Genomic DNA, 11519 nt, shown 5'->3' with positions numbered 1-11519 from the left:
GGCCGACTTTCCGGCCCGCGAGAAGACCCCCTTGAAAGGGCACTGAACATCTGGGCAGATAGGCGCCGTTCAAACGCCTTGTGAGGAGGCCTGCCCATGTTCGAAACCCCCGAGAACGATTCCATCTCCCCCGCGCTGCGCGCGCTGCTCGAGCTGTTCGCCACGGACCTGGCGGACGTGAAGTTCCCGGACGTGGACACGGCGGTGCTGGGCGAGTCCGCGGCGCACGTGCGTGAGAAGGCGGAGGCGGTGGCCCGCGCGCAGGCGGCGCTGGACGCGGCGAGGCAGGCGCTGAACGAGAGCCAGGAGTCGCTGCTCCAGAAGGGCCAGCGCGCGCTGGCGTACGCGAAGGTGTTCGCGGAGGACGACGCGGAGCTGGGAGCGAAGCTGGAGGCCATCCACCTGCCGCGTCCGGTGCGCAAGGCGGGCCAGGCCCAGGTGGAGCCGGTGGGCGCCGCGCCGGGCAACGACGACAACGCCCCGCGCCGCCGCGGCCGTCCCCCCAAGCTGCGCCCGGTGGCCAACCTCTTCACGGACGGAAGCAACGGCCCGGACTCCGCGCAGGACGAGGCCCCCGCGAGCCTCCAGTCGTAGGCCCGCAAGAAGAAGACCGCGTGCCCCCGTACGGCGTTTCCGGGAGCACGCGGTCCTGGTTCACCGAAGGGCTAGTTCTTCGGGAACGCAGTCCAGCCGGTCAGCCAGTTGCTGCTGCCCACCGCGCCGACGAAGCGCGCGCTGGCGTCGAAGCCCGCGCCCGGGGTGGCCGCGTTGTCCGGGTTCAGCGCTGGGGAGCCCGCCGCCGGGGCGAAGTTCGGGGCATCCAGGTTCGTGGCCGCCGTCAGCTGCACGTCCGCGACCTTGTTGTTCAGGCCCGTGGCCAGCACCTTCTCCGCCTCCACGAACTTGCTCACGTCCGGATCCGTCACCGTGCCCGCCGCGTCCTTCTTCGGGTTCGGCGCGTTGGGGATGGACGCCGTGTCACCCTTGTTGGACCAGAAGAACGCGTTCTGGATGGAGAGCTCCGGCGTGGCCGCGTTCCACAGCGCCGCGGAGGCCGTGCCGTCCACGTCGATCGCCGTGTCCGCGAAGTTCGCCACGATGACGTTGCGCAGGATGCCGCCCGCGCCCGTGTTGAACACCAGGCCCTCCTGCGCCGGGGTCGTGCCCGCCGCGCGGCCGGAGCCGATGAACGTCGCGTTCCAGATCTCCGGCACCGAGTGCGGCTGCGCGGCGTTGTCGTTCTTGTTGCCGGAGGCCTCGATGGCGCGGTTGCCCACGATGGCGTTCTGCTGCACCACCAGGAACTGCACCTTGCCGCGCCAGCCCAGGTCGTAGTCCAGGCCGTCGTCGTCCGGCTGGCTGATGAGGATGTGCTTCAGGCCCGCCGTGCCGCCGAACATCTCCACGCCGTCGTCGGCGCCCTTGTGCACCTGCACGTAGTCGATGTCCGTCGCGCTGCCGCACGCGCCCGTCGTCAGGCCGTTGAGCTCGTTGTCCTCGGCCAGCTCGTAGCCCGCGAACTCGATGCGCGCGTACTTCAGCTTGCCGCAGTCGTGCGCGTCGTCCGTGCCGCCGTACTTCGTGCGCGTGTCACCGCTGGTGGCGAAGAAGCCCTCGATGGTGTTCTCGCCGCCGGCCACGTTGATGCGCGCCTTGCCCAGCAGCACCACGCCGCCCCAGTTGCCGGCCGCGCGGGAACCCTCCGCCTGCGAGCTGGTGAAGACGATGGGCTTCTCCGCCGTGCCCACCGCGTGGAGCTTCGCCTCGCGGGTGATGACCAGCGCGCTGCCCTCGTTGCCCTTGATGGTGACGCCCGGCTCGATGGTGAGCGTGCCGCTCTCCACGAACACGTAGTTCTTCAGCGTGTACGTCGTGCCCGCCTTCCACGTGGTGTCGCCGGTGATGCTGCCGGACACGTCCTGCTCGGTGGCCTGCGGGTCGCCGCCGTCCGGGGTCTTGTTGGGCTCGTCGTCGCCGCAGCCGGAGAGCAGCGCGAGGCTGGAGAGGGTGAGGACGGAGGCAAAGAGGCTCTTCATGTCGGTGCGTCCTTTCAGGGGGGAACTGGGAGGAGCTACAGGGCCCAGCCGAGCGACGCGGTGAACGCCACCCCGGGCTTGTACGTCTGCACCGTCACGTCTCCCTGGCGGAGGGTGACGGACGCGTTGAGGAGGTTCGCGGCGGTCAGCTTCAGCTGCGTCGCGCCCAGCTTCTGGGTGAGGCTGATGTCCACGCGGTGGAAGGGCCGCTCGTACACGTCCGGCAGACCCTGCACGCCGACCTCGCTGATGCGCTGGCCGTACACGTTGTAGAGCACGGCCACTTCGGTGCCGCTCTCCGGCCGCTCGTAGCCCACGTTCACGTTGATGACGTAGGGCGACTGGCCCTGGAGCGGGCGGTCCTTGTTCGTCTGCGCGCCCACCACCGCGGAGTCACCCAGGTCCACCTGCGACTGGATGAGCGTGAGGTTCGCGCCCACGCGCACCGGGCGCAGCGAGGGGCTGAAGCGCGCCAGCGACGTGCGCGCCTCCAGCTCCACGCCGTAGCTGTCCGCGCCCGCGGCGTTCTCGAAGCCCAGGTCGCCCGAGTCCGGGTTGCGGATGACGCGCTCGATGGGGTTCTGGAAGCGCTTGTAGAAGGCGCTCGCGGCCAGCACGTCGTTCTCGCCCACGAACCACTCGGCGCGGAGGTCCACGTTGTGGATGCGCGTCTCCAGCAGGTCGGGGTTGCCGGACACGTTCCGGCGGCGCACGAAGTCGAAGAAGATGAAGGGCGCCAGCTCGCGGAAGGTGGGCCGCGCCAGCGTGTAGCTGTAGCCCGCGCGCAGGTTCACCGCCGGCGACAGCGCGTAGGTGGCGTTGAGCGACGGCAGCACGTCCAGGTAGTGCTGATCCGCGCCGCCGGTGTCGCTCTCCACGCCGGTGAAGGGGTCCTCGAGCGTGAGCTGCTGGGAAGACGCTTCCAGGCGCACGCCGCCCACCAGGCGCAGCGGCTCCACGGGCTTGTAGTCCGCGGACACGTAGCCGGCGTAGATGCCCAGGAAGGCGTTGTAGGCGTCATCCGCGCGCGTCGTCTCGCGCACGGTGATGGAGGTGCCCACGTTGTCCGGGGAGAAGAGCTGCTCGGGGGACTGGGTGCGGTCCACCGGCTCTTCCGTGAGCAGGTAGCGGAAGCGGCGCGCGTTGAAGTCGCGGAAGGACACCTGCGTGAGGCCGCCCACCTTCAGGCGGAAGTCGGAGGTGAAGGGCAGGGTGAGGTTGAGGCTGCCGCCGGTGGACGTCTCGCCCAGCTCCGCGAAGAAGCGCTCGCCGCTGTTGGGCTGGTTGGGGAAGGACAGCTGCGCGTCCGGGTTGTTGAGGGCGGCGCTGTAGAGCGTGTCGCGCGTGTCGGGCTCGTCGCGGTCCACGCGGGAGACGTTGGCCTGCCAGTCCACCTCGGAGTCGCCCAGGAGGCCCAGGCGGTGGAAGCCGCGCAGCTGCGTGAAGGACAGCGCGCGGGTGATGAACTGGAGGCGGGTGCTGGCGTAGGTGTCGCCGCGCACGTTGTTGTTGCCGTTGGCGGTGTACGTGCGCGTGTCGGTGCCGCGCGTGTAGAGGCTGAAGAGGGTCAGCTCGTTGTCGCGGTCGAACTGGTAGCCCAGGCTGGCCAGGCCGCTGAGGTTCGCGGTGGAGAAGCCCTGCGTGGTGCGCGCCACGTCCTGGGAGATGAGGCTGCCGGACTCGTCGCGGGCCGCGCGGGCGAAGTCACCCGTCTGCACGCCGTCGCGGTGGCCGTAGTTGACGGTGGCCAGGTAGCCCAGGCGCTGGTTGCCGAAGCGCAGCGTGTCACCCAGCGACGCGCCCAGGCCCAGGTTCGGGGCGGCGCGCGTGGTGCGCTTCTCCCAGACGTTGGTGAAGCTCTCCCACTGGCCTTCCAGCTGCTGCGCGGACTCGCCGCCCGCGCCCAGGCGGTGGTCGCGGGGGATGGAGTCCGGCAGGTCGCGGTCGGAGGAGGCGAAGCCCAGCGTCTCACCGAAGCCGCCCTGCGCCTGCGAGTTGCGCTCGCGGAAGGTGGTGACGGTGTCGCCGCCCAGGGTGAGGCGCGGCTTGAACTCGAACTGGGACGGGTAGGTGTTGGTCTCGATGAGGAGCGTGCCGCCGCCGAAGGTGCCCGGCAGGTCCGGCGTGTAGCTCTTCACCACGTTGAGGTTGGCGAGCAGGCTGGTGGGGAACAGGTCCAGCGGCACGCTGGGCTCGTCCGGCTCCGGGCTGGGCAGGAGCGCGCCGTTGAGGAGCGTGGTGGCGTAGCGGCCACCCAGGCCGCGCAGGAGGACGTAGCGGCCGTCCACCACGGTGGCGCTGACCACGCGCTTCACGGCGTCACCGGCGCTGGAGTCCGGCGTGCGGGCGATCTCCTGCGCGCTGATGGCGTCGGAGACGGCGGCGGCCTTCTTGCGGTCCTGGAGCAGGGCGCCCTCCGCGCGGCGGTCGGAGCGGGCCTCGACGACGACCTCCTGCACCGCGCCCACGTCCGCGCTGAGCGCGACGTCCAGCTTCGTGGCCTTGCCCTGGGTGACGACGACGCCCGTGATGCGGCGGCCCTGGTACACGTCGTAGAAGGCGCGCAGGTCGTACTTGCCCGGCGGCAGCGCGAGCTTGTAGTTGCCGTCCAGGTCGGTGAGGGCCTGCTTGTCGGCGCCCGTCACGACCTTCACGGTGGCCTCGATGAGGCCTTCACCGTTGGCCTCGTCCGTCAGGCGGCCGTAGATGCCGGTGAAGCCCGGCGGAGGCGCGGCGGACTCGGCCAGGGCCTCATCACCCATGGCGGCTTCGTCGGAAGCCGTGGCCTCCGAAGGCGTGGCACCGTCGGCCGGAGTGCCGGACTGCGCGGCGGCCGGAGCGGAAGGATCCACAGGCTGCGCGGCCTGCGCGGGAGTGGCGGACGGATCAACAGGCAGCGGGTTCGCTGCGCTGCCGGGCTGCGTGCCCAGGGACGGCGCGGGGCTGGTGGGCAGCGCTCCGTCCGGCTGCGACGGCGCGGAAGGGGCGGGCGTCGTGCCCGGCACGGGCGGAAGCTCTCCGGCGGGCTGCTGGCCAGGGGACGCGGAAGGCGAAGGCGCGGCGGGCGCGGTGGAGTCCGCGCCGGGCGCCTGCGCGAAGGCAGGCAGGGTGATGAGCACGAGTGACGCGACAGCGGCGCGCACGAAGGTCGAGAAAGACAACACGGCTCTCCTTGCCGACAGCGACGCGCACTCAACGCGACGCCCGTGGCATTGGGATGAAGGGTTTGTGACGTCTGTGGCGGGGGCGGGAAAACTCGGCGTCACGAACCGCGCGCGGCTTCACGAGCCGCGCGCGGGGCGCCCGGAGTCAGTCCGCCAGTCGTTCCGGCAGCACGGCGACGGTGATGTTCCCGCCCCGCGCCAGGTCCAGCACTTCCATGGCACTGCCATACGGCACCGCGTCGCTCGCGTCGAAGAAGACGATCTTGTCCGCGCGCGCGTTGAGCATGCGCTGCAGGCGGGCCACCACCTGGTCGCGCGGCACCTCTTCGCGGTTGATGCGCAGCGTGCCGGCCTTGTCCACCGTGAGCACCACGGGCGGCTTCGCGTCCGGCGGCGGAGGCGGCGTGGCCTCCGTCTTGTCCGGCTTGGCCGGCACGTTCATCCACAGGTTCTTGGTCATCAGCGGCGTGACGACCATGAAGATGATGAGGAGGACGAGCACCACGTCCACCAGGGGCGTCACGTTCATCGTGGGGCGGACACCGCCGCCCTTGCTGCCTCCGACGTCGAAAGCCATGGCGCGTGCCTCCCCTTCAGTTCTTCTTCCGGTCGATGACCTGGAGACTGATGCCCGGGAACCCGATGTCCTGCATCGCCTTGAACACGCCGCGCACCTGCGCGTACGCCACGCCCTTGTCCGCCTTGAGCACCACGGGCGCGTCCGGCTTCGCCTGGTGCAGCGCCTTGAGCTCCACCACCAGCGCGTCCCGGGTCAGCTGCTTGCGGTCCAGGTAGAACGACCCGTTGGCCGCCAGGCTCACCGTGGTGGGCTCCAGGTTCTTGTTCTCCGCGTCCGGGTTCATCGCCGCGGGCAGGTCCACCGCGGCGCCGGCCTCCAGCTGCGGCGTGACGACCATGAAGATGATCAGGAGGACGAGCACCACGTCCACCAGCGGCGTCACGTTCATCTCCGGCGTGAGGCTCCTACGCGTGGCCGACATCGCCCGCCTCGGTCCGCGTGGAGACGACGTCGGAGGCGCCCGGCGCGTGCGAGCCGCCGTGGGCCGCCACCGCGCGCTTGTCGCCGGCCATGTCCTCCAGGTGGTCCATGAACTCGCTGCGGGCCTGCTCCAGGGTGAGCAGCAGCGCGTCCGCGCGGGTGGACAGGAAGTTGAACATCAGCACCGCGGGAATCGCGACGAGCAGGCCCAGCGCGGTGACGACGAGCGCCTCCGCGATACCGGCGGACACCGCGCCCAGGCCGCCGGAGCCCTCCTTCGCGATGCCGGCGAAGGCCTCGATGATGCCCACCACCGTGCCGAGCAGACCGACGAACGGCGCCACCGAACCCACCGTGGCCAGCACCGACATGCCCCGGCGCACGTCCGCGGTGATGCGCTCGTTGATGCGCACCAGGTCGCGCCGCGTGAGCTCCACGGCGCCCAGCTTGCCGGCGGGGGCGCGAGACTTCGCGAGGAACGTCTTCATGCCCCCGCCCAGCATCATCGCCAGGTGGCTGCTCTTGTTGCCGTCCGCTTCCTTCACCAGCGCGTCGTGCTGCTGCTGCGCGAGCAGCGGACCGGCGCGGCCCGCGAACTGGCGGGACGCGGCGCGCGAGCGGAAGAAGACGAACAGGCGCTCGAAGAAGACCGCCAGCGACGCGACCGCGAAGGCGATCAGCGTCCAGGCGATGCCCAGGGCGAAGACGCCCATGTGCTCGTAGATTTCCTTGAGATTGAAGTTCATGGCGGTGGCTCTCCGAAGGGGGAGGAAGGCGTCAGGACTTGAGGCGGAAGGGGACCTTGAAGATGCGGAAGACGGCGGTCGGCTGACCGGAGACGACGGCGGGCTTGAAGCGCCACGTGCGCACGGCGGCCAGCGCGGCGCTGGCGAAGGGCTCATCGCCGCGCATCACCTTGAGGCCGGTGACGCGGCCGTCGACCTCGACGACGCCCTTGAGGATGACCAGGCCCTCGAGCCCCTTGGAGCGGGCGTCGGAGGGGTACTCGGGGATGAGGTTCGCGGCCAGCGGCTCCGGCGGCGTGCCCGTCTCCGGCAGGTTGATGGGCTGCGCGCGGCCGCCGCCAATGGCCATGCCCTCGCCGCTGCCGGTGCCACCCACCACACCGCCAGGGACGAGCGTGCCGGTGCCACCGACGGCCATGGGCGCCGCGGCGACGACTTCCTTCTCAGCCTCGGGCGGCTTGTCGAGCGGCACCGCGTCCGGGGCCTTCAGCGGCGCGGGCGCGACGGTGGGCACCGCGGGCGGAGGCGCGGCCCTGGCGACGGGAGGCGCGGCGCGCGGCGGAGGCTTCGCGACGGGCGGAGGCGGCGGGGGCGGCGGCTTCACCTCCACGACGGGAGGCGGCGGAGGGGGAGGGGGACGGAAGACGACGTCCACCTTCTTCTCCTTGATGACTTCCTTCACGGTGTTGGCCGCGGTCATCGCCGCCACGGCGATGAGTCCGAAGACGGCGACCGACGCGGTCGTGGAGAGCGCGAACCGCCGGGCGGCGGGGGCGCTGGAGGCGCTGTCGAACGTTTCGAACATGACGGGGACGCATATAGCGACGCCGTGTGTCACGAAGGTTCAGGCTCCGTGACACTTTGCCCCCGGCCGTGTCTCGATTGGGTCACGAACCGCGGGCGTTCAGGAAGCCACGCGGCAGGTGCGTCACGGCCTTGTCGGAAAGAACCGCCGTGGGCGTCCCGTGACGCCGCGTCTGCCACAACAGCGCGATCAGCAGCGCGGAGTACGCCACCGCGAACGGCCGGAAGAGCAGCACGCGCCGGGCCGGGTCCGCTCCCAGCACCGCGTCCGACACGGTCATGCCGATGAGCGCGACTCCCGCCACGCACACCTGCCCCAGCCGCGAGCGTCCCTCCAACGCCGCGCGGATCACCGGCCACGCGAGCAGGTAGTTCGCGCGCCACGCCAGAGGTGACAACAGCGTGACGCCCAGGCAGCAGAACGCGAGCAGCTCCACGGGCCCGGGCCGCGCCCACACCAGCGCCACGACGAACAGCCCCAGCGCCACGGCCTGTGCCAGCGTCATCGCACCAGCGGGAGGCAGCGACTCCGGAGGCAGCACCAGGGACAGCAGCAGCGTGGGCAGGCCCTGCGGGTTGTGCCCCAGCGCCCACGGCGGCGTGGTCCGCGCCAGGATCTCCGTCCAGTCACGCAGCTGTGACAGCGTGCCCGTCCAGCCGTAGCGGCCCAGCGTGGGCAGCACCAGGAGGACGCCAAAGAGGGCCGTGGTGCCCACGACGCGCCAGTGCCTGCGCGCCAGGAAGAACAGCCCCAGGAGCGCGGCCGGAGGCTTGAGCAGGCACGCGATGGCGAAGGCCGCGCCCGGCCCCCACATGCGGCCCCGCTCCGCGCCCACCGCCGCGAGCACCAGCAGCCACAGCAGCACGGCGTCCACCTGGCCGTAGAAGATCTCGAAGGAGAACGCGGGCAGCAGCACGGCGGTGGCGAGCACCGGCGCCCACCGCCACGGAGTCGCCTCACCGGAGGCAGGTGCCGCGCGGCGCGTGAGCACGGACACGGCGCCGAGCGCGAGCACGGAGCCCAGGTTCCACAGCGCCACGGCCACGCGCGGAGGCACGGCGGTGAAGGGCAGGAACAGGGGCGCGGTGACGGGCGCGTACTTGAACGGCATGGTGCCGTCCTCGGCGCGGTAGAGGTCCGTGCCCTCGCGGAAGCGCTCGGCGGCGGTGAGGTAGACGCGGAAGTCCGCGCCGCGCCGGGGATGCTGCCCCACCGCCACGGCCGCCACCGCGAGCACCAGCAGGAGCGCCCATTCCACCTTCAGGGATGCGTGGCGGCGGTGCTCGTTCACGGAGGGGGACACGGTGGGGCGCGCACCATTCCACGCGGGGGCGCCCCGCCGCAATCACAGCCCGTAGGCTTCCAGCAGCCGCAGCCACACCTCGCTCACGGTGGGGTACGACGGCACCGCGTGCCAGAGCGTGTCCAGCGTCACCTCGCCCGCGACGGCGATGGTGGCCGCGTGGATCATCTCCCCCACGCCCGGTCCGGTGAACGTGGCGCCCACGATGACCCGGCGCTGCTCGTCCACCACCAGCTTGGCGGTGCCCTTGAGGTCCTTGCCCATGACGGAGGCGCCGGCCACGTTGCCCAGCTCGTACTGCACCGTCTTCACCGGCACGCCCGCCTTGCGCGCCTTTTCCTCGGTGAGCCCCACGCTGCCCACCTGCGGGTGCGTGAAGACGACCTGCGGCACGGCCTTCGCGTCCGCCCACGCCTGCGCGGGCTTGCCCAGGAGGATGTCGCCCAACAGCCGCGCCTGGTACTTGCCCATGTGCGTGAGCAGGTTGCGGCCGTTCGCGTCGCCGCAGGCATACAGCCAGCCGCCGTCCACGTCCTTGGCGCGGAGCTGATCATCCACCTCGATGGACGCGCCGGGCTTGAGCCCCACCGTGTCCACGCCCAGGTCGTCCGTGCGCGCGGTGCGGCCCATGGCCACCAGCAGCGCGTCCGCGCGCAGCGTGTCCCCGCCGGTCAGCGTCACGGTGTATTCGCCCTGCGCGCCGGAGCGCTGCACCTTGGTGGCCTGCGTCTCCAGCAGCACCCGCACGCCCGAGTCGCGAAGTGCCTCGGCCACCTGCTCGCCCACGAAGGGCTCGAAGCGCTTCAGCACGCGGGGCCCGCGCTGTACCAGCGTCACCTCCGAGCCCAGCTCGCGCCATGCCTGCGCCAGCTCCACCGCCTCCACGCCGCCGCCCAGCACCACCAGCCGGCCCGGCACCGCCTTCGCGCCGGTGCCCTCGCGGTTGTCCCAGGGCCTGGAGTCCTTCAGGCCCGGGATGTCCGGCAGGCGCGGCTTGCTGCCCGTGGCGACGACGACGGCCCTCTTCGCCTCCAGCTCGCGCACCTTGCCGTCCTTGCCCGTCACGGCCACCTTGCGCGGACCGGCGAGCCGGCCCTGGCCGCGCACCACGGTGAGCTTCGCGCCCTCCGCCCACTTCACCTGGCTCCGGTCGTCGTAGCCGGACACGATCTGGTCTCGGTGCTTGAGGACGGCGTCCGCCTTGAGGGGACCCTGGATGAGCTCGCGGACGCCGGGCGTGTGCTTCGCCAGCCACAGCGTCTCGCCGGGGTGCAGCAGCGCCTTGCTGGGCATGCAGGCCCAGTAGGAGCACTCGCCGCCCAGGAGCTCCTGCTCCACCAGCGCGACCTTCAAGCCACCCGCCGCCGCCCGCGCGCCCGCGTTCTCGCCCGCGGGACCCGCCCCAATCACCACCACGTCGAAAGTCTCGGCCATGAAGCCTCCCGGCCCCTGCTTGCCCGGGGAAGGCCGTCCCGCCAATCCGACCGCCGCCGCGCGTCGGATGGTGGATGGAGTGGCTGGTCACCAGAGGACGACAGCCCCGCCAGGGCTTCGTGACGCCCCGCGTCCGGACGTCCATAGGGCGGAAAGGCCAGGGGGCGCCTGTCGGGTGGATGACAGCCCGCCCCCCCGCCTGCCCCCCGAGTGGCGTCCGAGGGGCGTGATCCACCCCCCGTACTCCACGACTGGAGGGGCCCATCGTCAGAGTGGGTTCCCGCGCCCGTCAAAGTGCCGTAGTATCGGCCCACGAGTACGCGTGCGAACCTGCTGGGGCGTCGTCTAATGGCAGGACGTCAGACTTTGACTCTGATTATCAAGGTTCGAATCCTTGCGCCCCAGCCACTCCGCTCCGGGGGGACGCGGTCAACGTCGTCCGTCCGGAGGTAGAAGGCGGTGGGCTGATGCCGCAGAAGACGCTCCTGCTGGTCACCGTGGGCAGTCCACCGTCCGCGCTCGTGAACGGCTTGCAGGATCCGCTGGCGACCCACCTGGGCGTCAGCGCGGTCGTGAGCCGGATGGCGCTGTCGTCGCCGGCCTACGCGTTCAACAAGGACCGGAGCCAGTACCACTGCAACGCCATCATGCGCCGGCTGGGCACGGTGCTGGATGATGCGCCGCAGGACCTGGTGATGGGCGTGACGGACGCGGACCTCTTTGAACCGGACTCGCCCTTCGTCTTCGGCCAGGCGGACCGCGAGTCCAAGGTCGCGGTGATGAGCCTGTTCCGGCTGCGCCAGGGCGCGGAGGGCGAAACGCTCCGCCGCCGCGTGCAGGTGGAGGCGGTGCACCAGGCCGGGCACCTCATCGGCCTGTCGTACTGCGAGGACTCGCGCTGCGTGATGTTCTTCCCGCAGTCCCCGCAGGACATCGACCGCAAGTCGCTGGGCCCCTGCAACGTCTGCCGCAACGAACTGAACCGCCTCAACCGCTGAACACCCGTGCGCGCTCCCGGACACGGGTGCGCG

10 protein-coding genes and 1 tRNA gene are annotated in these 11519 nt (G+C 71.2%); 3 read left to right on the top strand and 8 right to left on the bottom strand.

All coding sequences use genetic code 11. The features are described from left to right. Positions 1–96 precede the first annotated feature (96 nt). Entirely contained in the window at positions 97–594 is a 498-nt protein-coding gene (locus NR792_RS25615; RefSeq protein WP_375755312.1) for a hypothetical protein, read from the top strand. 71 nt (positions 595–665) lie between these two features. Here NR792_RS25615 and NR792_RS25610 read toward each other — a convergent pair whose 3' ends face one another. The 8 genes from NR792_RS25610 to NR792_RS25575 form a co-directional block, all read right to left on the bottom strand. Next, on the bottom strand, positions 666–2036 hold the full coding sequence (locus NR792_RS25610; protein ID WP_375755311.1) for a hypothetical protein: 1371 nt from the start codon (positions 2034–2036) through the stop codon (positions 666–668). Positions 2037–2071: 35 nt separating this feature from the next. After that, complete coding sequence (locus NR792_RS25605) at positions 2072–5200, bottom strand: TonB-dependent receptor domain-containing protein (RefSeq protein WP_375755310.1); 3129 nt, start codon at positions 5198–5200, stop codon at positions 2072–2074. Positions 5201–5345: 145 nt separating this feature from the next. Next, complete coding sequence (locus tag NR792_RS25600; protein ID WP_375755309.1) at positions 5346–5777, bottom strand: ExbD/TolR family protein; 432 nt, start codon at positions 5775–5777, stop codon at positions 5346–5348. Positions 5778–5793: 16 nt separating this feature from the next. Next, on the bottom strand, positions 5794–6201 hold the full coding sequence (locus NR792_RS25595; protein ID WP_375755308.1) for a biopolymer transporter ExbD: 408 nt from the start codon (positions 6199–6201) through the stop codon (positions 5794–5796). Beyond that, positions 6185–6946: a MotA/TolQ/ExbB proton channel family protein gene (locus NR792_RS25590; protein ID WP_375755307.1), complete on the bottom strand. Its 762-nt coding sequence runs from the start codon at positions 6944–6946 to the stop codon at positions 6185–6187. Before NR792_RS25590 ends, NR792_RS25595 begins: the two co-directional genes overlap by 17 nt. Before the next feature lie 31 nt (positions 6947–6977). Next, a complete protein-coding gene (locus tag NR792_RS25585) occupies positions 6978–7751 on the bottom strand; it encodes an energy transducer TonB (RefSeq protein ID WP_375755306.1) in 774 nt (257 codons plus the stop codon). A gap of 82 nt (positions 7752–7833) precedes the next feature. Next, on the bottom strand, positions 7834–9054 hold the full coding sequence (locus tag NR792_RS25580; protein ID WP_375755305.1) for a glycosyltransferase family 87 protein: 1221 nt from the start codon (positions 9052–9054) through the stop codon (positions 7834–7836). A 42-nt stretch (positions 9055–9096) separates the two neighbouring features. Further along, entirely contained in the window at positions 9097–10488 is a 1392-nt protein-coding gene (locus tag NR792_RS25575; RefSeq protein ID WP_375755304.1) for a dihydrolipoyl dehydrogenase family protein, read from the bottom strand. Between the two features lie 334 nt (positions 10489–10822). Between NR792_RS25575 and NR792_RS25570 the strand changes: the two genes are divergently transcribed. Further along, positions 10823–10896, top strand: a tRNA-Gln gene (locus NR792_RS25570). Between the two features lie 59 nt (positions 10897–10955). Further along, positions 10956–11486, top strand: a complete 531-nt coding sequence (locus NR792_RS25565) for a non-proteolytic archaemetzincin-like protein (protein WP_120529853.1) — start codon at positions 10956–10958, stop codon at positions 11484–11486. The last annotated feature ends 33 nt before the right edge of the window (positions 11487–11519 follow it).

Origin of the sequence: Corallococcus exercitus (assembly GCF_042231735.1) — a bacterium.
Taxonomy (GTDB): Bacteria; Myxococcota; Myxococcia; order Myxococcales; family Myxococcaceae; genus Corallococcus; species Corallococcus exercitus_B.
Note: the sequence above shows the minus strand (reverse complement) of the source record. Positions and strands in the feature narration are given on the sequence as shown.

Coding starts and splice junctions, on each gene's coding strand:
- NR792_RS25615 (WP_375755312.1), top strand. CDS start 97: ATGTTCGAAACCCCCGAGAACGATTCCATCTCCCCCGCGCTGCGCGCG.
- NR792_RS25610 (WP_375755311.1), bottom strand. CDS start 2,036: ATGAAGAGCCTCTTTGCCTCCGTCCTCACCCTCTCCAGCCTCGCGCTG.
- NR792_RS25600 (WP_375755309.1), bottom strand. CDS start 5,777: ATGGCTTTCGACGTCGGAGGCAGCAAGGGCGGCGGTGTCCGCCCCACG.
- NR792_RS25595 (WP_375755308.1), bottom strand. CDS start 6,201: ATGTCGGCCACGCGTAGGAGCCTCACGCCGGAGATGAACGTGACGCCG.
- NR792_RS25590 (WP_375755307.1), bottom strand. CDS start 6,946: ATGAACTTCAATCTCAAGGAAATCTACGAGCACATGGGCGTCTTCGCC.
- NR792_RS25585 (WP_375755306.1), bottom strand. CDS start 7,751: ATGTTCGAAACGTTCGACAGCGCCTCCAGCGCCCCCGCCGCCCGGCGG.
- NR792_RS25575 (WP_375755304.1), bottom strand. CDS start 10,488: ATGGCCGAGACTTTCGACGTGGTGGTGATTGGGGCGGGTCCCGCGGGC.
- NR792_RS25565 (WP_120529853.1), top strand. CDS start 10,956: ATGCCGCAGAAGACGCTCCTGCTGGTCACCGTGGGCAGTCCACCGTCC.